15 protein-coding genes are annotated in these 20,926 nt (G+C 61.5%); 9 read left to right on the forward strand and 6 right to left on the reverse strand.

The genetic code is table 11. The features are described 5' to 3' along the window. Positions 1-51 precede the first annotated feature (51 nt). The 3 genes from CI807_RS25735 to CI807_RS25745 all read right to left on the reverse strand — a co-directional run bounded on the left by CI807_RS25735 (position 52) and on the right by CI807_RS25745 (position 6,165). Positions 52-3,723, reverse strand: coding sequence for a translocation/assembly module TamB domain-containing protein (locus CI807_RS25735; protein WP_095016771.1), 3,672 nt, complete (start codon positions 3,721-3,723; stop codon positions 52-54). Further along, positions 3,723-5,450 carry an autotransporter assembly complex family protein gene (locus CI807_RS25740; protein ID WP_095016772.1) on the reverse strand — a complete coding sequence of 576 codons (1,728 nt, stop codon included), beginning with the start codon at positions 5,448-5,450 and terminating at the stop codon, positions 3,723-3,725. The genes CI807_RS25735 and CI807_RS25740 overlap by 1 nt, the downstream gene beginning before the upstream one ends. A gap of 64 nt (positions 5,451-5,514) precedes the next feature. Further along, positions 5,515-6,165, reverse strand: coding sequence for an N-acetyltransferase (locus tag CI807_RS25745; RefSeq protein ID WP_016977423.1), 651 nt, complete (start codon positions 6,163-6,165; stop codon positions 5,515-5,517). A gap of 169 nt (positions 6,166-6,334) precedes the next feature. Between CI807_RS25745 and xthA the strand changes: the two genes are divergently transcribed. Beyond that, positions 6,335-7,147 (forward strand): exodeoxyribonuclease III, encoded by an 813-nt coding sequence (xthA, locus tag CI807_RS25750; RefSeq protein ID WP_016977422.1) that lies wholly within the window; start codon positions 6,335-6,337, stop codon positions 7,145-7,147. A gap of 95 nt (positions 7,148-7,242) precedes the next feature. Further along, positions 7,243-8,574, forward strand: a complete 1,332-nt coding sequence (locus tag CI807_RS25755) for a substrate-binding domain-containing protein (RefSeq protein WP_095016773.1) — start codon at positions 7,243-7,245, stop codon at positions 8,572-8,574. 27 nt (positions 8,575-8,601) lie between these two features. Here CI807_RS25755 and CI807_RS25760 read toward each other — a convergent pair whose 3' ends face one another. Next, on the reverse strand, positions 8,602-9,831 hold the full coding sequence (locus CI807_RS25760) for an acyl-CoA dehydrogenase (protein ID WP_016977420.1): 1,230 nt from the start codon (positions 9,829-9,831) through the stop codon (positions 8,602-8,604). Positions 9,832-9,982: 151 nt separating this feature from the next. Here CI807_RS25760 and CI807_RS25765 point away from each other — a divergent pair, with 151 nt between their 5' ends. From CI807_RS25765 to CI807_RS25775, 3 genes are read left to right on the forward strand one after another with little or no spacing between them, the layout of a single operon-like run. Continuing rightward, positions 9,983-10,918: a LysR family transcriptional regulator gene (locus CI807_RS25765; RefSeq protein ID WP_016974062.1), complete on the forward strand. Its 936-nt coding sequence runs from the start codon at positions 9,983-9,985 to the stop codon at positions 10,916-10,918. 54 nt (positions 10,919-10,972) lie between these two features. Beyond that, complete coding sequence (locus CI807_RS25770; protein WP_016977418.1) at positions 10,973-11,365, forward strand: MerR family DNA-binding transcriptional regulator; 393 nt, start codon at positions 10,973-10,975, stop codon at positions 11,363-11,365. Positions 11,366-11,381: 16 nt separating this feature from the next. After that, entirely contained in the window at positions 11,382-12,281 is a 900-nt protein-coding gene (locus CI807_RS25775) for a hydroxymethylglutaryl-CoA lyase (RefSeq protein WP_095016774.1), read from the forward strand. A gap of 542 nt (positions 12,282-12,823) precedes the next feature. On the opposite strand, the gene CI807_RS25780 is transcribed toward CI807_RS25775, so the two are convergent. Continuing rightward, positions 12,824-14,461: an AMP-binding protein gene (locus tag CI807_RS25780; protein WP_095016775.1), complete on the reverse strand. Its 1,638-nt coding sequence runs from the start codon at positions 14,459-14,461 to the stop codon at positions 12,824-12,826. 150 nt (positions 14,462-14,611) lie between these two features. Between CI807_RS25780 and CI807_RS25785 the strand changes: the two genes are divergently transcribed. The 4 genes from CI807_RS25785 to CI807_RS25800 all read left to right on the forward strand — a co-directional run bounded on the left by CI807_RS25785 (position 14,612) and on the right by CI807_RS25800 (position 20,256). Further along, the gene (locus CI807_RS25785) at positions 14,612-15,775 is read left to right on the forward strand and encodes an isovaleryl-CoA dehydrogenase (RefSeq protein WP_028616896.1); all 1,164 of its coding nucleotides are present in this window, start codon (positions 14,612-14,614) and stop codon (positions 15,773-15,775) included. A gap of 11 nt (positions 15,776-15,786) precedes the next feature. Continuing rightward, a complete protein-coding gene (locus CI807_RS25790) occupies positions 15,787-17,394 on the forward strand; it encodes a carboxyl transferase domain-containing protein (protein WP_095016776.1) in 1,608 nt (535 codons plus the stop codon). A gap of 133 nt (positions 17,395-17,527) precedes the next feature. After that, the gene (locus tag CI807_RS25795) at positions 17,528-18,334 is read left to right on the forward strand and encodes a gamma-carboxygeranoyl-CoA hydratase (RefSeq protein WP_095016777.1); all 807 of its coding nucleotides are present in this window, start codon (positions 17,528-17,530) and stop codon (positions 18,332-18,334) included. Then, entirely contained in the window at positions 18,331-20,256 is a 1,926-nt protein-coding gene (locus CI807_RS25800; protein ID WP_095016778.1) for an acetyl/propionyl/methylcrotonyl-CoA carboxylase subunit alpha, read from the forward strand. The genes CI807_RS25795 and CI807_RS25800 overlap by 4 nt, the downstream gene beginning before the upstream one ends. On the opposite strand, the gene CI807_RS25805 is transcribed toward CI807_RS25800, so the two are convergent. Next, entirely contained in the window at positions 20,253-20,885 is a 633-nt protein-coding gene (locus CI807_RS25805) for a LexA family transcriptional regulator (RefSeq protein ID WP_095016779.1), read from the reverse strand. The genes CI807_RS25800 and CI807_RS25805 overlap by 4 nt on opposite strands. Positions 20,886-20,926 lie beyond the last annotated feature (41 nt).

A 20,926-nucleotide genomic window follows, 5' to 3' on the forward strand; every position in this document is an offset into this window, starting at 1 on the left:
CCGCCGTAAGGGCGGAACCCATATCAGCCGTTACCCAAATAACGGACGAACTCAAAAATCCCGCTTGTAAAAAATATCCAAAGAGCTGGCCACACCACTGGCCACTTCCAGATACACCTTCTTGCTCAACAAATACCGCAAGGCAATCGTACTGGCCGGCTCAAACACCCCCACCCCATACCGCAAGCTGAGTTTCTCAGTGATCTTGCCACTCGCCACCACGGCAGTGTTATTCCCGCTGCCCTGCGTATCAAGCTCAAAGTCCTGGATCCCCAGATTCTTCGCCAGATCCGACGTCACCCCGGCGCTGCCCATCAACCCCAGGCCCAACGCGGCCTGGGCCAGCATGTTGTTGTCTTCACCCGTGGAGCTCAGCGGACGCCCCAACACGAGGTAAGACAAGGCTTGCTCCTGAGCCATCGCCGGCTCCGAGAAGATCTGCGTAGTAGGCTGTTCGGCGCTGCCGCTCAAGCGGATGCCGGCGATCACATCATCGGTCTTGCGGATCGCCTCGATGTCCAGATACGGCTGGTCCAACGGCCCGGCAAACAGCAACCGCGCACGGCGCACATCCAGCTTCTGCCCGTAGGCGCGATATCGGCCATCGTTGAGCCACAGCTCGCCACGGGTGTCCATGTTGTCGCCGATATGCACCTGGCCCTGCACCTTGGCAGTAAGGCCGAAGCCCGAGAAGTTGAGCTTGTCTTCGCCCACCACCACGTCGATGTCCATGGCCATCGCCATTGGCGGCTTGCCCTCTTCGGTCTGGCCGCCGATGATCACGGTGTCATCCGAGACCTTGACGGTGGACGGCGGCAGTTCGCGTACGGTGATATCACCCCGCGGGATGTGCACTTTGCCAGCGACGGCCAGCTTGTCGTTCTTCAGGCTGATTTTCAGGTCGGGCGCCACTTCCAGCACCGCGTAGGGCTCCACCGTGACCGGCAGTTGCGAGCCTTGCAGGCTGAGGTCCACCACCAGGGCTTGGCCCCAATCAATCTGGCCTTTAAGGCTGCCTTGCCCGGCCTTGCCACTGCGCCAGCCACCGTTGAGCTGCACGCTTTCACCGGCAATCAGCGCCTGCACGTTCAGGCCTTCCAGGCTGATGGGCAGTTCCGGACCGGAAATCTCGCCGCCCACCAGGTTCACGTTGCCGTTGACCTGGGGCGCCAACAGACCACCGGAAATACGTCCGTTGCCATTGAGCTTGCCGCTGAGGGTTTCCACCATCGGCACAAACGGCCGCGCCACCGCGAGATCGAGGCCGACCAGGCTGAAGTTGCCGGTGATCGGCTTGTTCTTCGGCAGCGGATTGATCTGCGCCTGCAACATCAATTCGCCAAGCTTGCCGCCACGGAAATTCAGCTGGGTGTCGATGCGCTTGGGGTTGAGGGTGGTTTCCAGCTTGAGCGTGTCGTAGGGGAAATCCAGCCACTGGTCCTTGTCCTTGACGCGCAAGGTGCCGCCGCTGGCGTCCACCGCGACCACGCCTTTAGGGCCGCTGTCGGGTAGGTCCAGTTGCAGGTCGGCATTCAGCTTGCCTTGCCAGGCGAAATCCTTGGGCAGGAACGCCGCCAGGCTGTCGATGGGGAATTGCTTGAGGTGGTAGCGCAGCTTCGGCTCGGGCATCAGGCGCTGGTCTTCGCCGCACAAACTAGCGGGGCCGGATACCCAGCAATGCGCGGCAAACGTCAGTTTGCCATCGGCCATGCGTTCGATCTTCGCCGGGGCTTGCAGCTTCCAGTCCTGGCCGCCGGCCTGGACATCGCCGCTGGCCAGGCGCCCGCGCCAGTTGCCTTTGTCGAGATTGCCATCCAACGCCAGTGCGAGCTTGACCAATGGCCCAGCCAGGTCCAGCTGGACTTTCTGGCTCTTGATATCACCCTGGGCGCTCGCAGTCAGAGTGCCGACCTGGGTGTCGCCGGATTGGATGCCGCTGCCTTTCAGGTCGATCTTGGCGCGCTGGGCACTGTCGAGGTTGGCGTCGAGGGTGAGGTTTTGCAGGCGATTATCGGCAAACGCCAGTTGCTGGCCCTTGAGATCAAGTTTGCCTTGGGGCGCCTTGAGGCTGCCGGCCACATCGAGTCGACCGCTGACCTGCCCGCGCAATTGCGGCCAGAGCTGGGCCAAGCGTGCCAGCTTGATATCGATCTGCCCGGCCAGGCGCTGTTGCAGGCTGCCGCTGCCGTTGATGCGGTTGTCGCCCAGGCGGATGTCCAGGTTGGCCAAGGTCCACTGGTCGCCCGCGCCTTCGGCCTTGGCCGCCAATACGGCGGTTTGCCCACGCAGCCGACCCTTGAGGTCGAGGTCGGCGTTCAGCTTGAGTTGCTCGTTCTTGAACTCGCCCTTGCTGCGCAGCGGTCCGGCCAGGGTGCCCGGCAGTTCTGCGACCCAGTACGCCGGGTTCAGCGCCGACAGATCCAGTGCCGTATCCCACGCAATGCCATCGGCAAATTGCAGGTTCAGGTGGCCTTCGGCCTTGCCCTGGCCAGCAGTGAGTTTCAGCTCAGGCAGGAAGATCTGATTGAGGTCGCCACTGAACGGCGTGACCACATTGAACTTGCCCGCCGGGCCGTCGAGGTCGGCCTTGAGGTTACCCAGGTAGTTGCCGTCCTTGTAGGAAATCTCACCATTGAAGGTACGCAGCACGACTTGCGGCTCGTCGATCACCGGATAGAGGCGATGCCAGGGGAAGTCCAGCCAGTCGATCTTGGCATCGGCGCTGAAACCCTGCTGCCAATCCAGTTGGGCCGTCAGCTTGAGGCTCTGTTTGTCACCGGCATTCAGGTCCAGGCCGGAGATCTGCGCGCCCTTGGCGTCGACCCGACCTTGCAGCAGCAAGTCCACCGGGCCTTTTTCCGCAGGCAACACGGCCTTGCCGAGCAGTTGGTAGCCGCGGCTCAAGTCGCCTTTGGCGGTGAGGTCCAGTTGATTGAGTTGCAGGGTATCCGGCAGGTCGGCGCTGGGTTTAAAGCCGTCGGCGGTGATGTGCACCTGGGCCGGAAGGTTTTCCGCCAGGGGCTGCAGTTCTCCGCTCAGTTTGGCGGGCAGATAGCCGCTGCTGTCGGCGTCGAGCTTGAGGGTCTTGAGCAGGTCGCCGTCAACCTTAAGCGCCACCTTCCACGGTGCACCGCCCGGCGCGTAGGGCAGGCTCAGGTTACCGGTGGCACTCAACGGCCAGTCGCCAGTGGGTTGCAGCAGGCCGGCGAGGTCTAGTACCAGGTCGTCCCGTTGCAGGTGTACCGAGTCGATCTGCATGCCGGCGGCCGTCCAGTGCGCCGCCAATTGCAGGCCCTTGAGTTCTTCGCTGCCGTTGAATAGCAGGCTACCGACGCGAACGTCGCCCAACTGGATGGCCAGCGGCAGCTTCAAGTCGGGCAGTTGAATCGGCCCGCTACTCTCCTCTGTGCTCGGCGGAAACTGCAGGCTGACCTGCTCCACGTCCAGTTGATTGATGCACAGCGTCATGCGCAGCAAGCACGCCGGCGACCAATCAAATGTCGGCGCCTTGAGTTCGACGCGGCTGCTGTCCTGCTGCCACAGTAAATGGTCAGCGCTCCACCGGCCCCCCAGATGCCCCTGGAAATTTTCTACCGTCAAACCCGGAACACGGCCCAACGCCCAGCGGCTGCCCGCCTGGGTGCCGAGCACCGTCCAAAGTGCCAACAACAGCACGGCAAGGATGGCCACCACGGCCAGCCCCGCTATTTTTACACCACGCATCACAGCTCAGGCCCCATGGAAAAGTGCAATCGAATGCCGCCCGGATCTTCGAGGGCATGGGCCAGGTCGAGACGGATCGGGCCGACCGGCGAAACCCAGCGGATACCGACGCCGACGCCGGTTTTCAGGCTGGGCAGGTCCAGGTTGTTGAAGGAGTTGCCCTGGTCGATGAAGGTTGCAACCCGCCACTTCTCGGCAATCGAATATTGATACTCAGCGCTCAGGGCCACCATGTAGCGACCACCGATGCGATCGCCCCGGTCGTTCTCGGGTGATAACGTCTGGTACTCGTAACCGCGCACGCTTTGGTCACCACCGGCAAAGAAGCGCAGCGACGGCGGCACCGATTTGTAGCCATTGGTGGCACTGCCGCCCACTTGGGCGCGGGCGAGGAAGCGGTGGTTGTCCCACAACGTGGTGAGGCCTTTGACCATGGCCGTGCCGTAAAGCAGGTTGGTGTCGGAACCCAGTCCTTCTTTGGCGACCTTGGTGTCGAACTGCAGGCGGTAGCCATTGTGCGGGTCGATGCGGTTATCGCTGCGCAGGTAGGAATAGCTGACGCCCGGCATCACCAGGTTACTCAGGCCGGAGTCATTACCCAGCCGATACTCCTCACGCTGGTATTTGAGCGAAATCACACGGGTCCAGCCGCTGGGCAACTTGCTGTGCCATTCAGGGCCGAGGGTCAGCAATTTACTGACCGTATCAGTGTTGGCGATTTCTTCGTTCTGGTAGCCGCCCGCAAAACGCAGCTTGTCGGTCAGTGGGGGATCGAGCGGGATGTCATACCACAGGCCAACGTTCTGCCGGGGCGCTGACAGCTCGGCTTCCCAGCCATAACTGTGGCCCTGGGGGTTGACCCAGTGGCGGGTCCAGTTGGCTTTGCCGCGCGGGCCGACGTCGGTGGAAAAACCCAGGCCCAAGCCCATGGTTCGCGGCTTGCGGGTTTCAAGGCGCACGGCCACCGGGATGATGTCATTGGTTGAAGCGGCCGGTGCGGCGTCCACACGCACGCCTTCGAAAAAACCACTGCCTTGCAGGTTCTGGTTAAGTTCGGCGATCAGTTCAGAGTCGTAGGGTGTACCGCTTTTGAACGGCACCATGCGTTGCAGCAATTCTTCGTCAAACGGCGTATCGCCAGCAAAGCTGACTTTGCCAAGGGTGTAGCGCGGGCCGCTGTCGTAGATGAGTTCGATATCGGCGACGCCTGCTTGCGGGTCTACCGCGAGTTTCTGGCTGGTGAAGCGCCCGCTGAAAAAGCCGAAGCGCGAGGCCTGGTTCTGGATCAGACGCTTGGCGTCTTCGTAATGGCCGTGGTTGAGCACGGCGCCGGATTTGAGGTCGTTGCTGACGGGCACGCGAAAGGCCTTGAGGTCAGCGGCAGGGCCGTCGACCCGAATGGTCACGTTACGCAAATGCACCGGTTCGCCGGGGTCGATGGTGAGGGTCAGGCGCGGGTTCTTGCCACCCTTCACGTCACTCTCGATCTGTGGCTGATAAAAGCCCAGGGCCTGGGCGGCTTTGCGCGCCTGCTCCTCGGCGCCACGGCTGAACCGCAGCAAGGCTTCTTCATCACGATCGCCCACCCCGCCGATATAGCCTTCGATGTTGGCTTTCAACGCGTCGTTTGAGGGTTTGATCCGCACGTCCAATTCGCTTTGCGCCAAGGCGCCGCAGCTTGTGAACAGCAGAATCAAGCCGCTGGTAAATCTTCCTGGAAACTTCATAGGCGCGGATGCTACACGACCTGGGGAGCCTCTTTGAACTCGGAAATGTCTGAATAATTCTGTACTAAGCCGTTGCAGCATGTAACGACTGGGGATTGGGGTGAAAAAACACGTGCTCCAGGACAGGTCCTACAGCGACTTCGCCGATTTCCTCATAGCCCTGACGCTTATAGAACTCCAGATAGCGTGAGTTGCCCGTATCCAGTACCACACCGGACGAATGCGGGTCTTCGGCGCACCAGTTGTGCACGGCCTCCAGCAACTGCTCGCCGTAGTGTTTGCCCTGGAATTGCGGGTGAATGCCCAACAGCGGCAGTACATGCACCGACTCACTGGGCAGGCACGCCAGCACGGCGTGATGGTAGTCGAGGTAACGTCGCGTACCGCGCACGCCCGTGCTCAGCCACATGCGCAGTTGCCAGGCCCAGCTTTCGGTAATCCCCAGGCGCCGCTGCGGTGGCGCGATCAGGGCGATGCCGATCAGCCGGTCGTTGACGAACAGACCAATGGCCGGCAGTTTCTGAAAAAAGTGCTGCTTGACCAGCTCCCGCACTGTGGCGCGTACCCGTTGTTCATAGCCAGGACGCTCGGCTTCGAAGATGTAGGCGAACGTCGGCTCATGCCGATAAGCCTGGTACAACAAGGAACGGGCTTCGCGGGAATAGCCGCTGTTGAGCAGGCGAATTTCAGCAGTTGCAGTTGAAGTGTCCGGCATACCGTCAATCTCCCTGGGCGCGGCTCAAAAGGCCACGTTCTTATGGGTACGAACCTACACAGCACCAGTCGTTCCCAGACATTAGCAGTGCAAGTGCCCTACCGCCACGCTGGCCCCCGTCCGACTTGTCCGCTAGCATCGCCCTTTTGCCAGGACTGGACTGCCGACCATGAAAATCGTCTCCTTCAATATCAACGGGCTGCGCGCCCGCCCCCATCAGCTGGCGGCGCTGATTGAAAAGCACCAGCCCGACGTGATCGGCCTGCAGGAAACCAAGGTCCACGATGACCAGTTCCCACTCGCCGAAGTACAGGCCCTTGGCTATCACGTGTACTACCACGGCCAAAAAGGTCACTACGGTGTAGCCCTGCTCTCGCGCCAGCCGGCGTTGAGCCTGCACAAAGGCTTCGCCAGCGACGAAGAAGACGCCCAGCGCCGGTTTATCTGGGGCACCTTCGCCGATGAGAACGGCCAACCGGTCACCATCATGAACGGTTACTTCCCCCAGGGCGAAAGCCGCGACCACCCCACCAAGTTCCCGGCCAAGCAGCGCTTCTATGAAGACCTGCAACAGTTGCTGGAGAGCCAGTTCAGCAATGACCAGGCGCTGGTGGTGATGGGCGACATCAACATTTCCCCGGAAGACATCGACATCGGCATTGGCGCCGACAACGCCAAGCGCTGGCTCAAGACTGGCAAGTGCAGCTTCCTGCCGGAAGAACGCGAGTGGATGGCCCGCCTGAAAAACTGGGGCCTGGTGGACAGCTTCCGTCACCTCAACCCAGAGGTTGCAGACCGTTTCAGCTGGTTCGACTACCGCAGCCGTGGGTTTGAGGATGAACCCAAGCGCGGCCTGCGCATCGACGTGATCCTGGCCTCCAATGGCCTGCTGTCGCGGGTCAAGGATGCCGGGGTGGACTACGAATTGCGCGGCCTGGAAAAGCCGTCGGACCATGCGCCGATCTGGCTGGAACTGAGCTGATCCCCTGACGGGGCCGAATCCTCGGCCCCGTCATATTTGTGCAACCTGTCTGACTTATTCTCGCGGCACTCCCTTTGGCTTGAGAAGGTGCCGGCATGAGGCTGCGCGTTCTGTTCCTGCTGGTGCTTTTTCCCCTCGTCGCTGTGGCCGCTCCCCTCCCCGTTCCTGATCAAGGTCCTGCCTTGCGCATCCAGGGCTCCAATACCATTGGTGCAGCGTTGGGCCCGGCATTGGTCAAGGGCTTGATGGAACAGCAGGGCTTGCAGGCGGTGCACATCGAGCCGGCGGATGGTGCCAATGAACAGCGCGTGATCGGCAAGACGCGCCAGGGCAAGACGGCGATCATCGAAGTCGCCGCTCACGGATCAAGTACCGGCTTCACGGCGCTAAAAAAATCCACCGCGGACTTGGCGGCTTCATCGCGCCCGATCAAAGACAGCGAACTGGTTGACCTCGAGCCTTTGGGCGACCTGAAAAGCCCCGAAGCCGAACAGGTGATCGCCATCGATGGCCTGGCCATCATCCTCCACCCGCAAAACCCGCTGAATACCTTGAATACCGAGCAACTGGCGCAGGTCTTCAATGGCGAGGTCAGCACCTGGGAGGCCCTGGGTGGCGTCGGCGGGCCGATTCATCTGTATGCGCGAGATGACCAATCCGGCACCTACGACACCTTCAAGGAACTGGTACTGCGCCTGCGTGGCAAACCGCTCGCGCCGGGCGCCAAGCGTTTCGAGTCCAGCGAGCAATTGTCCGACGCGGTCAGCAAGGATCCCCAAGGCATTGGCTTTATCGGCCTGCCCTACGTCCGCCAGGCCAAGGCGGTGGCGATTGTGGACGGCGACTCGCAACCCATGTTGCCGCTGAACAGCCTGATTGCGACCGAGGATTATCCGCTGTCACGTCGGCTGTTCTTTTACTGGCCGCCCTCGAGTCGCAATCCATGGGCCAAGGCGTTGGTGGACTTCAGCCAGAGCAGCAAGGGCCAGGCAATCGTGGCAGCCAATGGCTTTATCGCGCAGCAGGTACAGGCGATAGCCGTGGAGCCGCGTACGTCGATGCCTGCGGACTATCAAGCGATTGCACGGGATGCCCAGCGCCTTACGGTGAATTTTCGTTTCGAGGAAGGCAGTGCCAGCCTGGACAACAAGGCCCGCCAGGATCTGCAGCGGGTGGTGGCGTACCTCAAAAACCACAATAAACTGGACAAGCAGGTGACGCTGGTGGGCTTTGGCGATGCCAAGAACGATCCGCAGCGGGCGGCGTTGCTGTCAAAGTTGCGGGCAATGGCGGTGCGCCGGGAATTGGTCAAGAACGGCGTGGTGCTGCGCGATATCCGCGGGTTTGGCGCGCAAATGCCGGTGGCGGCGAACACGGCGGATGAAGGGCGGATCAAAAATCGGCGGGTGGAGGTCTGGGTGTATTGAATACCCAACCTCCCCGCCTATTGCTGTTTATTGTCCGCTGCGCATCAGTTCTTTAGGCACATACTTGCCAATCTCGAACTTGCCGATCGCCGCCCGGTGCACCTCATCCGGGCCATCGGCCAGACGCAGGGTACGCTGCATGGCGTACATGTAGGCCAGCGGGAAGTCGTTGGAGACACCGGCACCGCCATGGATCTGGATCGCACGGTCGATCACCTTCAAGGCCACATTCGGTGCGACCACCTTGATCTGGGCGATTTCGCTTTTCGCGACTTTGTTACCCACGGTGTCCATCATGTACGCCGCCTTCAAGGTCAGCAGGCGCGCCATGTCGATTTCCATGCGCGAATCGGCGATCTTGTCGATATTGCCGCCCAGGCGCGCCAACGGCTTGCCGAATGCAGTCCGGCTGACGGAACGTTTGCACATCAATTCCAGCGCGCGCTCGGCCATACCGATGGAACGCATGCAGTGGTGGATACGGCCTGGGCCAAGGCGACCCTGGGCGATTTCAAAGCCACGGCCCTCACCCAGCAACACGTTTTCGTAGGGTACGCGCACATTGTCGAACAGCACTTCGGCATGGCCGTGGGGTGCGTCGTCGTAGCCGAACACCGGCAGCGGGCGCACGATCTTCACGCCGGGGGTGTCCACCGGCACCAGGATCATCGAGTGTTGCTGATGGCGCGGCGCGTCCGGGTTGCTCAGGCCCATGAAGATCAGGATCTTGCAGCGCGGGTCGCAGGCGCCGGAGGTCCACCATTTCTTGCCGTTGATCACCCACTCATCACCTTGGCGTTCGGCGCGGGCAGCCATGTTAGTGGCGTCCGAAGACGCCACATCCGGCTCGGTCATGGCGAACGCGGAGCGGATCTCCCCGCGCAGCAGCGGCTGCAACCAGCGTTGTTTCTGTTCTTCGTTGGCATAGCGCACCAACACTTCCATGTTGCCCGTATCGGGAGCGGAGCAGTTGAACGGCTCCGGGCCCAGCAGCGAGCGGCCCATGATTTCCGCCAACGGTGCGTATTCAAGGTTGGTCAGGCCTGCGCCCAGCTCGGATTCCGGCAGGAACAGGTTCCACAGGCCTTCGGCTTTAGCCTTGGCCTTCAGCTCTTCCATGATTGCGGTGGGCTGCCAGCGGTCGCCTTCGCTGACCTGGCGTTCGAACACCGGCTCGGCCGGGTAAACGTAAGCGTCCATGAACGCAGTGACGCGTTCACGCAGTTCCTGAACCTTGGGCGAATAGGCGAAATCCATGAGCAGCTCCCTTCTCTGAGAGGTTGTTTAGGTCATGAAGTCGATGCTAGATGAGCTACGAAAATTTACCTAACCTATTCTCGGCGTGTATTAACATTCATCACCGATATATGATCGACGTATGGCCACCTAACAATAAGAGCGCTACGAAATGAATCTGAGCAAGGTCGACCTCAACCTGTTTATCGTCTTTGACGCGATCTACACCGAAGCCAACCTGACCCGCGCCGGGCAGATTGTCGGTATTACCCAGCCGGCGGTGTCCAACGCTCTGGCGCGTCTTCGGGAAACCTTCAACGACCCGCTGTTCGTGCGCACCGCCCAAGGTATGGTGCCTACGCCCATGGCGCAGAACATTATCGGGCCGGTGCGCAACGCGCTGTCGTTGCTGCGGGTGTCGGTGCAAGAGAGCCGCATCTTCAACCCGCAGCAGGCGGCCAAAACCTACCGCATCAGCATGACCGACCTCACCGAAGCAGTGATCCTGCCGCTGCTGTTCCAGCGCCTGCGCCGCCTGGCGCCCACGGTGGTGATCGAGAGCTTCCTGTCCAAACGCCGCGAAACCACCAAGGAACTGGCCGCCGGGCGCCTGGACTTTGCCGTGGATGCACCACTTAACACCGACCCGCAGGTGCGCCACGTCAAGCTGATGGAAGACCGCTACGTGTGCGCCATGCGCAAGGGCCATCCGCTGGCGGGCAAGGACAAGCTGACTCTGGATGATTACCTGGGGCTGACCCACATCCATATCTCCAGCCGGCGCAACGGCCTGGGCCATGTGGACCTGGCGCTGGGCAAGATGGGCCTGCAACGCAAGATCGCCCTGCGCTCCCAGCACTACCTGATGGCCTCGCAGGTGTTGCAGCAGACCGACATGGTCATGACCGTGCCCGAGCGCTTCGCGCGCCGCCACGAATTGCACTGGTTCAACCTGCCGGTCAACGACGTGCCGCCGGTGGAAACCCACCTGTACTGGCACGAAAGCACCGACCAGGACCCGGCGAATCGCTGGATGCGCGAGCAGATGATCGAGTTGTGCCAGCAGGTGACGGCACATGAGAAGAAGTTGGATGGCAAGCAGGCTTGACGTTAACGTCAACCTGCCATTAGCTTAACGCCAAGACCTTCTTGAGCGCCGTCCATGAGCACCACCTACAGCATCTCCGACCTCGCCCGCGAGCTCGACATCACCACCCGTGCCATTCGCTTCTACGAAGAACAAGGCCTGCTGGCCCCGGAACGTCGGGGCCAGGAGCGCATCTACTCGGCGCGGGACAAGGTCAGCCTCAAGCTGATCCTGCGCGGCAAGCGCATCGGTTTTTCCCTGGCCGAGTGCCGCGAACTCATCGAACTCTACGACCCCACCAGCGGTAACCACGTGCAACTCAACAGCATGCTGGCGAAAATCGCCGAGCGCCGTGAACAGTTGGAACAGCAACTGCTGGACATCGAACAAATGAAGCTGGAACTGGACACCGCCGAAGAGCGCTGCACCCAGGCCCTGGCCCACACCCTGCGCCAGGTCGGCCATTGATCAGAAGGTAATCGCCATGTCCCTCCCCTCACACGTGCGCCTGGTGGAAGTCGGGCCGCGCGACGGTTTGCAGAACGAAGCCCAGCCCATCAGCGTGGCGGACAAGGTCCGGTTGGTGGACGCCCTCAGCGCTGCTGGCTTGAGCTACATCGAAGTCGGCAGTTTCGTATCGCCCAAGTGGGTGCCACAGATGGCCGGTTCCGCCGAGGTGTTCGCGCAGATCCAGCGCAAGCCCGGTGTGACCTATGGCGCGCTGGCGCCGAACCTGCGCGGTTTCGAGGATGCGCTGGCCGCCGGCGTGAAGGAAGTGGCGGTGTTTGCAGCCGCGTCCGAGGCGTTTTCCCAGCGCAACATCAACTGCTCCATCAGCGAAAGCCTGGAGCGCTTTGCGCCGATCATGGCGGCGGCCAAGCAGAATGGGGTCAGCGTGCGAGGTTATGTGTCGTGCGTGCTGGGTTGCCCGTACGAAGGCCAGATCGCGCCGGAACAGGTCGCGGCGGTGGCGCACGAGTTATACGCCATGGGCTGCTATGAGGTGTCCCTGGGCGACACCATCGGCACCGGCACGGCGGGCGCCACGCGGCGGCTGTTCGACGTGGTCGGGGCACAGGTGCCTCGGGAGAAATTGGCCGGCCACTTCCATGACACCTATGGCCAGGCCATCGCAAACATCTACGCCAGCCTGCTGGAAGGGATCACGGTGTTCGACAGCTCTATCGCGGGCCTCGGCGGCTGCCCTTACGCCAAGGGTGCCAGCGGTAACGTCGCCACCGAGGATGTGCTGTACCTACTCAACGGGCTGGGTGTCGAGACAGGTATTGACTTGGACGCATTGATTGGCGCGGGTCAGCAAATCAGCAAGGTGCTGGGCCGCCCGACAGGGTCACGCGTGGCCAAGGCGCGTAATGCCGGTTGAGTAGCTTAGCCGTGACAATGTGTTACCGCACGCCTACACATCGAGTAACACGGGAACATATTTTGTCGTATTTTCTGTAGGTCGGATCCCACATAAAAATTAAACTATTGATTTTTAAGGGTTTTTAAAAGTTGGCACGGCTTCTGCTATCTCTATGGCATAACAAGAATAAAAAGCGCCAAACCTAATAAAAATAAGACGAAACGACTCTGACATAACAAAAACAACACGGCAGAGACGCAGCTAACAGATTTTTTTGGAGAAGATGTGCTTCGCAGGGTACGGCGTGCCGAAACCCGCAACCGGTTAGAGAAAAATAAAACTACCTCAGGTAGCTACCCACTGGTTGGATCGTTAACGAAGAAGCAGATCAGCGCTCAAAAAAATACGTTTGCTCTTGACCCCGGATGGGGGTCGCCAAAAACAGCGGTAAAGGGTAACGGTTGCCAAAAACAACAATAGACCGCCCCTCAATAATAAAAAAAGAGCACGCAACGACAAATTAAAGGGGACCCTCGGGTCCCCTTTGTGCTCCCTGGGATTTATTCCTGCCCCGCCCCCAACTCCTGGATCGAAATCTCGCGCATGCGAAACTTCTGGATCTTGCCCGTCACCGTCATCGGAAAGTCATTCACAAACTTGAAGTGCCTGGGCGTCTTGAAGTGCGCGATGCGGTCCTTGCACCAGGCTTGCAGCTCCAGTTCGTTGGCCACATGGCCCGGATGGAATTTAATCCAGGCGACGATTTCTTCGCCGTAGCGCTCATCGGGAATGCCGATCACCTGCACATCCGCCACTGCCGGGTGAGTGAAGAAGAATTCCTCCAACTCACGCGGGTACACGTTCTCGCCGCCACGAATGATCATGTCCTTGTTGCGCCCGGCGATGCACACATAGCCATGGGCGTCCATGCTCGCCAGGTCGCCGGTGTGCATCCAGCCGGCGTCGTCGATGGCCTCGCGGGTGGCGTCGGGGTTGTTCCAGTAACCAAGCATCACACTGTAGCCACGGGTGCAGAGTTCGCCGATCTCGCCGCGCACGACGGTGTTGCCGTCGGCGTCGATGATCTTGTTTTCCAGTTGCGGCTGAGTACGGCCAACCGTGGTCACGCGGCGTTCCAGATCGTCATCCGCGCCAGTCTGCAAGGACACCGGGCTGGTTTCCGTCATGCCGTAGGCAATCTGCACTTCGCTCATGTGCATCTCGCTGATCACTCGGCGCATTACTTCGATGGGGCATGTGGCGCCGGCCATGATGCCGGTGCGCAGGGTAGACAGGTCGAACTCGCCGAGGCGCGGGTGATCGAGCATGGCGATGAACATGGTGGGCACACCGTACAGGCCGGTGGCACGTTCTTCGGCGACGGTAGTGAGTGTCAGCAGTGGGTCGAAGCCATCATTGGGATAAATCATGGTGGTGCCGTGGGTGATGCAACCCAGGTTGCCCATGACCATGCCGAAGCAGTGGTACAGCGGCACCGGGATCACCAGGCGGTCTTGCGCGGTGAGGCCCAGGCTTTCGCCGACCATGTGGCCGTTATTGAGGATGTTGTGGTGACTGAGGGTGGCGCCCTTGGGGAAGCCGGTGGTGCCGGAGGTGTACTGGATATTCACGGGTTGGTCGAAATGCAGGCTGGCCTGGCGGCTGTGCAACTGTTCGGGTGGGACGCCTGCACCGAGGGCCGATAGCTGCGACCAAGGCATGAATCCCGGGGGAGGACTGGGGTCGAGGCTGATCATGCCGCGCAGGTCGGGCTTCAATGCCTGCAGCATCGCATGGTAATCGGACGTCTTGAACGACCCGGCGCACACCAGCCACTGACAGCCGGATTGCTTGAGCACGTAGTCCAATTCACTGCTGCGGTAGGCCGGGTTGATATTCACCAGGATCACGCCGAGCTTGGCACTGGCGATCTGGCTGATGCACCACTCGGCGCAATTGGGTGCCCAGATGCCCAGGCGATCGCCGGTCTGCATGCCCAGGGCGAGAAACGCACGGGCGTGCACATCGACCGCTTCGGCCAATTGCCGCCAGGTGTAACGGCGCTGCTGATGCCGCACCACCAGGGCTTCACCCTCGGGGAATTGCGCGACGGTTCGGTCAAAGGCTTGGCCAATGGTCATGGCCAGCAAGGTCTTGTCCTGGGAGCCACGGCTGTAGCTCTGGTTTGGTTGATCCATAACGACCCCTGTTGTCTTTTTTGTAGGTTGACGTAAACGTAAACTACGATTGACAGCATCGCAACGCAAGCTTACGTTAACGTAAAGGTGAGCGCCCTCCCCTGGCGCATCCTCCACACAAAAACAACGCTCACATTAAGGTGCCTGTCCATGAGTTACCCGTCCCTGAACTTCGCCCTCGGTGAAACCATCGACATGCTGCGCGACCAGGTGCAGTCCTTCGTGAGCAAGGAAATCGCGCCGCGCGCGGCACAGATCGACAGCGACAACCTGTTCCCCGCCGACCTGTGGCAGAAATTCGGCGACATGGGCCTGCTGGGCATCACCGTTCCGGAGGAGTACGGCGGCGCCGGCCTGGGTTACCTGGCCCACGTGGTGGCGATGGAAGAGATCAGCCGCGGCTCGGCCTCGGTGGCGTTGTCCTACGGCGCGCACTCCAACCTGTGCGTGAACCAGATCAACCGCAACGGTAACCACGCCCAGAAACTCAAGTACCTGCCCAAACTCATCAGCGGCGAACACGTCGGCGCCCTGGCCATGAGCGAGCCGAATGCCGGCTCCGATGTGGTCTCGATGAAGCTGCGCGCCGACAAACGCGGCGATCATTATGTGCTCAACGGCAGCAAGACCTGGATCACCAATGGCCCCGACGCCAGCACCTACGTGATCTACGCCAAGACTGACCTGGAGAAAGGCCCTCACGGCATCACCGCCTTCATCGTCGAGCGTGACTGGAAAGGCTTCAGCCGCAGCAACAAGTTCGACAAGCTGGGCATGCGCGGCTCCAACACCTGCGAGCTGTTTTTCGATGACGTTGAAGTACCCGAAGAAAACATCCTCGGCGTGCTCAACGGTGGCGTGAAAGTGCTGATGAGCGGCCTGGACTACGAACGCGTGGTGCTGTCCGGCGGCCCCACCGGGATCATGCAGGCCTGCATGGACCTGATCGTGCCCTATATCCACGACCGCAAGCAGTTCGGCCAGAGCATCGGCGAATTCCAGCTGATCCAGGGCAAGGTCGCCGACATGTACACCCAGCTCAACGCCAGTCGCGCCTATCTGTACGCGGTGGCCCAGGCTTGCGAGCGTGGCGAGACCACGCGCAAGGATGCGGCCGGGGTGATCCTCTACAGCGCCGAACGCGCCACGCAGATGGCACTCGACGCGATCCAGATCCTGGGCGGTAACGGCTATATCAATGAATTCCCTGCCGGCCGCCTGCTGCGCGACGCCAAGCTGTACGAAATCGGCGCCGGCACCAGTGAGATCCGCCGGATGCTGATCGGTCGCGAACTCTTCAACGAAACCCGCTGAAGGAGCGCACCATGGCCACCTTGCATACCCAACTCAACCCACGTTCGGCGGAGTTTGCCGCCAACAGCGCGGCGATGCGCCAACAGGTCGACGCCCTGCACAACCTGCTCGCCCGTGTGCAGCAAGGCGGCGGCGCCAAGGCCCAGGAGCGGCACACCTCACGCGGCAAACTGTTGCCCCGCGAGCGCATCAACCGTTTGCTCGACCCCGGCTCGCCGTTCCTTGAACTCAGCCAACTGGCCGCCCATCAGGTGTATGGCGAAGACGTGCCTGCCGCCGGGGTGATTGCCGGGATCGGCCGGGTGGAAGGCGTCGAGTGCATGATCGTCGCCAACGACGCGACGGTGAAAGGCGGTTCCTACTACCCGCTCACCGTGAAAAAACACCTGCGCGCCCAGACCATCGCCGAGCAGAACCGCTTGCCGTGCATCTACCTGGTGGACTCCGGCGGCGCCAACCTGCCGCGTCAGGATGAAGTGTTCCCCGACCGCGAGCACTTCGGGCGGATCTTCTTCAACCAGGCCAACATGAGCGCCCAAGGCATCCCGCAGATCGCGGTGGTGATGGGCTCGTGCACCGCCGGTGGCGCCTATGTGCCGGCCATGGCCGACGAAGCGATCATGGTGCGCAACCAGGCCACCATCTTCCTTGCCGGCCCGCCACTGGTGAAGGCCGCGACGGGTGAAGTGGTCAGCGCCGAAGACCTCGGCGGTGCCGATGTGCACTGCAAGATTTCTGGCGTTGCCGACCACTATGCCGACAGCGATGAACACGCGCTGGCGCTGGCTCGGCGCAGCGTGGCCAACCTCAATTGGCGCAAACAGGGCGAACTGCTGCAACGCACACCGGTCGCGCCGCTGTACAGCAGCGAAGAGTTGTATGGCGTGATCCCGGCCGATGCCAAGCAGCCCTTTGATGTGCGCGAAGTGATCGCAAGGCTGGTGGACGGCTCGGTGTTCGATGAGTTCAAGGCGCTGTTCGGCACCACCTTGGTATGTGGCTTTGGGCATCTGCATGGCTACCCGATTGCGATCCTGGCCAACAACGGCATCCTGTTTGCCGAAGCCGCGCAAAAAGGCGCGCACTTTATCGAACTGGCCTGCCAGCGTGGCATTCCGCTGCTGTTCCTGCAGAACATCACCGGGTTCATGGTCGGCCAGAAATACGAAGCCGGTGGCATCGCCAAGCACGGCGCCAAGCTGGTCACCGCAGTGGCCTGCGCCAAGGTACCGAAGTTCACGGTGATCATCGGCGGCAGTTTTGGCGCCGGGAACTATGGCATGTGCGGCCGCGCCTATGACCCGCGCTTCCTGTGGATGTGGCCGAATGCACGCATCGGCGTGATGGGCGCCGAACAGGCGGCCGGCGTGCTGGTGCAAGTCAAGCGCGAGCAGGCGGAACGCGCAGGCACAGGGTTCAGCGCCGAAGAAGAGGCCGCCATCAAGCAACCAATCCTTGACCAGTACGAAACCCAGGGCCACCCCTACTACTCCAGCGCGCGCCTGTGGGACGACGGTGTGATTGACCCGTTGCAGACCCGAGACGTACTGGCCCTGGCGTTGTCCGCTTCGCTGAATGCCCCCATCGAGCCGAGCCGCTTCGGCGTGTTCCGCATGTAATCTGTAGGAGCGAGCTTGCTCGCGAAGATCGTCAACGATGACGCGGGAATTCTGGATGAGCGCGTTGATTGGACGTTTTTCGCGAGCAAGCTCGCTCCTACAGGAGACCTCTTATCATCATGGAGCTCCTTGCATGAGCGATTTCAACACCCTCGAACTGATCACCGACCGCCGTGGCTTTGCCACGCTGTGGCTCAGTCGTGAAGCCAAGAACAACGCGTTCAACGCCGAGATGATCCGCGAACTGATCATCGCCCTCGACCACGTACAGGGCGATCCTTCCTTGCGTTTTCTGGTGCTGCGTGGGCGCGGCAAGCATTTCAGCGCCGGGGCCGACCTGGCCTGGATGCAGCAATCGGCTGAGCTGGATTACCACACCAACCTGGACGATGCCCGTGAGTTGGCCGAGTTGATGTACAACCTGGCCAAGCTGAAAATCCCGACCCTGGCGGTGGTGCAAGGCGCGGCCTACGGCGGTGCGCTGGGCTTGATCAGTTGCTGTGACATGGCGATTGGTGCGGACGATGCGCAGTTCTGTCTGTCAGAAGTGCGCATTGGCCTGGCGCCGGCGGTGATCAGTCCGTTCGTGGTGCAAGCCATCGGCGAGCGTGCAGCACGGCGCTATGCGTTGACCGCTGAGCGCTTTGGTGGCCAGCGGGCACGGGAGATCGGTTTGTTGGCGGAAAGCTATCCCGTCGGCGAGCTGGATCAACAGGTCGAACAGTGGATCGCCAACCTGCTGCAAAACAGCCCGGCGGCCATGCGCGCCAGCAAGGACTTGCTGCGCGAAGTGGGCCACGGCGCCCTCACCCCGGCCCTGCGCCGCTATTGCGAAAACGCCATTGCGCGCATCCGTGTCAGCGCCGAAGGCCAGGAAGGCCTGCGCGCCTTCCTGCAAAAACGTCCACCTAGCTGGCAATCGCAGGAGCCGCGTTCATGAGCACGTTGACGACCCTACTGGTGGCCAACCGGGGCGAGATTGCTTGCCGAGTGATGCGCACCGCCAAGGCCATGGGCCTGACCACCATGGCGGTGCACAGCGCCACTGACCGCGATGCGCGCCACAGCCGTGAGGCGGATATCCGCGTCGACCTGGGCGGCAGCAAGGCCACTGACAGCTACCTGCAAATCGACAAACTGATCGCTGCAGCCCAGGCCAGCGGTGCCCAGGCGATCCATCCGGGTTACGGTTTTTTGTCGGAGAACGCCGGTTTTGCCCGCGCGATTGAAGCGGCCGGGTTGATATTCCTCGGGCCGCCCGCCTCGGCCATCGATGCCATGGGCAGCAAGTCGGCCGCCAAGGCCTTGATGGAAACCGCCGGGGTCCCCTTGGTACCGGGTTACCACGGCGAAGCCCAGGACCTGGAGACCTTCCGCGCAGCCTGCGAGCGCATCGGCTATCCCGTGCTGCTCAAGGCTACGGCGGGTGGCGGCGGCAAGGGCATGAAGGTGGTCGAAGAAGTCAGCCAGTTGGCCGAAGCCCTCGCTTCGGCACAGCGCGAGGCGCTGTCGTCCTTTGGCAATGGACAGATGTTGGTAGAAAAGTACCTGCTCAAGCCACGCCATGTGGAGATCCAGGTGTTTGCCGATCAGCACGGGCATTGCCTGTACCTCAATGAACGTGACTGCTCGATCCAGCGCCGCCACCAGAAGGTCGTCGAAGAGGCGCCAGCACCGGGACTGAGTGTTGAACAGCGCAAGGCCATGGGCGAAGCCGCCGTGCGCGCCGCCCAGGCCATCGGCTATGTCGGCGCAGGCACCGTGGAGTTCCTGCTGGACGCACGCGGTGAGTTCTTCTTCATGGAGATGAACACGCGGCTGCAAGTGGAGCACCCGGTGACCGAGGCGATCACCGGCCTGGACTTGGTGGCCTGGCAGATCCGTGTCGCCCAGGGCGAGGCGTTGCCGATCACCCAGGAGCAGGTGCCGCTGATTGGCCATGCGATCGAAGTGCGGCTGTATGCCGAAGACCCGGCCAATGACTTCCTGCCCGCCACCGGGCACCTGGCGCTGTACCGCGAATCCGCACCGGGCCCTGGGCGCCGCGTGGACAGCGGTGTGGAGCAAGGCGACAGCGTGTCGCCGTTCTACGATCCCATGCTCGGCAAGCTGATTGCCTGGGGTGAAGACCGTGAGCAGGCGCGGTTGCGATTGTTGGCCATGTTGGAGGAGTTTGCCATCGGCGGACTGAAGACTAACCTGGGCTTTTTGCGGCGCATTATCGGGCACCCGGCGTTTGCAGCGGCTGAGTTGGATACCGGGTTTATTCCGCGTTATCAGAATGAATTGCTGCCGGTGCCTGGAGAACTGAGTGACGAGTTCTGGCAGGCGGCCGGCTCAGCATTCATACAGAGCTTGCCAGCGGAAGAAGGACCTTGGGCAGACAAGCGAGGATTTCGCGCCGGGCTACCTGCCGAGGTTTCACTGCACTTGAGCTGCAATGGCCAGGATCGATTGGTGACGCTGGCGGCTGAGGCGCCACAGCTGCGAGGCGAACAGTTGCTGGTTGAGCAACAGGGCGTGCGTCGCAGCCATCTGGCAGTTCGCAGCGAAGGCACTGTATTTTTGCGCTGGGGCGGCGAGATGCAGGGCGTGACACTGTTCGACCCGATTGCGGCGGTTGAGGCCAACCAGTCCCATCAAGGCGGCCTGACCGCGCCGATGAACGGCAGTATCGTGCGGGTGCTGGTGGAGGTGGGCCAAAACGTTGAGGCCGGCACGCAACTGGTGGTGCTGGAGGCCATGAAGATGGAACACAGCATCCGCGCGCCTCAAGCCGGGGTGGTCAAGGCGTTGTTCTGCCAGGAAGGCGAAATGGTTGCAGAAGGTTGCGCATTGGTGGAACTCGAAGCGAACAGCTAGAACTTCGCAATGGCTTGAACAACGACACCCAGAATGTGGCAGTCATCAGTGAATGACTGCTTTGGGTAGGTGGGATTGAGCGGCACCAGGTAGAGCTGGCCGCTTTCTTCCCGCAACTGGCGGAAGGTCGCCTGAGGGCTGGCGGCCCATTGGGCAACCACCAGTTTGCCGGGCTCGGCATTGATGGCCGGGTCGACCAGGATGAGCATGCCCGCGCTGATGCTCAAGCCGCTGGGCGCGGTCATGGCGTCGCCGCTGACCGGCAGCCAGAACGCATCGCCCTTGGCAGGGTAATCGGTGAGTTCGAAGCGGTCAGCGCCATAGGCCGCACGCTCTTCGCGGACCTCGCACAGCCCTTTCCAACCGCTGACCGGGTAGCGAAAATACGGGCTGTAGTTCTTCTGCGCAGGCGCGTCGTCCGCCCGCTCACGAATGTCCAGGGCGACTTCCAGGTACCCCAGCCCCAACGCCGCCAACACCCGGTTCATGTCCACCACACTCGGCGCACGGCGCTTGTTGAGCCAATGGCCAACGCCGCCTTGAGACATGCCCAGACGCTCAGCCAATTCACCCTGCGTGACCTTGCGGTCTTCCATGTTGGCCTTGACCAACGCTATCCAGTTATCCATGGAAGCTGACAATACGTCACGCAGTTTCCAGGGCAATAAAC

The sequence above is a fragment of the Pseudomonas sp. NS1(2017) genome (assembly GCF_002269425.1).
In the GTDB taxonomy this organism is placed as follows: Bacteria; Pseudomonadota; Gammaproteobacteria; order Pseudomonadales; family Pseudomonadaceae; genus Aquipseudomonas; species Aquipseudomonas reactans.

Bases quoted from the DNA above. Each gene is read 5' to 3' on its own strand.
- CI807_RS25765 (WP_016974062.1), top strand. From the start codon at position 9,983: ATGAATCTGAGCAAGGTCGACCTCAACCTGTTTATCGTCTTTGACGCG.
- CI807_RS25755 (WP_095016773.1), top strand. From the start codon at position 7,243: ATGAGGCTGCGCGTTCTGTTCCTGCTGGTGCTTTTTCCCCTCGTCGCT.
- CI807_RS25790 (WP_095016776.1), top strand. From the start codon at position 15,787: ATGGCCACCTTGCATACCCAACTCAACCCACGTTCGGCGGAGTTTGCC.
- CI807_RS25745 (WP_016977423.1), bottom strand. From the start codon at position 6,165: ATGCCGGACACTTCAACTGCAACTGCTGAAATTCGCCTGCTCAACAGC.
- CI807_RS25795 (WP_095016777.1), top strand. From the start codon at position 17,528: ATGAGCGATTTCAACACCCTCGAACTGATCACCGACCGCCGTGGCTTT.
- CI807_RS25780 (WP_095016775.1), bottom strand. From the start codon at position 14,461: ATGGATCAACCAAACCAGAGCTACAGCCGTGGCTCCCAGGACAAGACC.
- CI807_RS25740 (WP_095016772.1), bottom strand. From the start codon at position 5,450: ATGAAGTTTCCAGGAAGATTTACCAGCGGCTTGATTCTGCTGTTCACA.
- CI807_RS25770 (WP_016977418.1), top strand. From the start codon at position 10,973: ATGAGCACCACCTACAGCATCTCCGACCTCGCCCGCGAGCTCGACATC.
- CI807_RS25785 (WP_028616896.1), top strand. From the start codon at position 14,612: ATGAGTTACCCGTCCCTGAACTTCGCCCTCGGTGAAACCATCGACATG.
- CI807_RS25805 (WP_095016779.1), bottom strand. From the start codon at position 20,885: ATGGATAACTGGATAGCGTTGGTCAAGGCCAACATGGAAGACCGCAAG.
- xthA (WP_016977422.1), top strand. From the start codon at position 6,335: ATGAAAATCGTCTCCTTCAATATCAACGGGCTGCGCGCCCGCCCCCAT.
- CI807_RS25760 (WP_016977420.1), bottom strand. From the start codon at position 9,831: ATGGATTTCGCCTATTCGCCCAAGGTTCAGGAACTGCGTGAACGCGTC.
- CI807_RS25775 (WP_095016774.1), top strand. From the start codon at position 11,382: ATGTCCCTCCCCTCACACGTGCGCCTGGTGGAAGTCGGGCCGCGCGAC.
- CI807_RS25735 (WP_095016771.1), bottom strand. From the start codon at position 3,723: ATGCGTGGTGTAAAAATAGCGGGGCTGGCCGTGGTGGCCATCCTTGCC.
- CI807_RS25800 (WP_095016778.1), top strand. From the start codon at position 18,331: ATGAGCACGTTGACGACCCTACTGGTGGCCAACCGGGGCGAGATTGCT.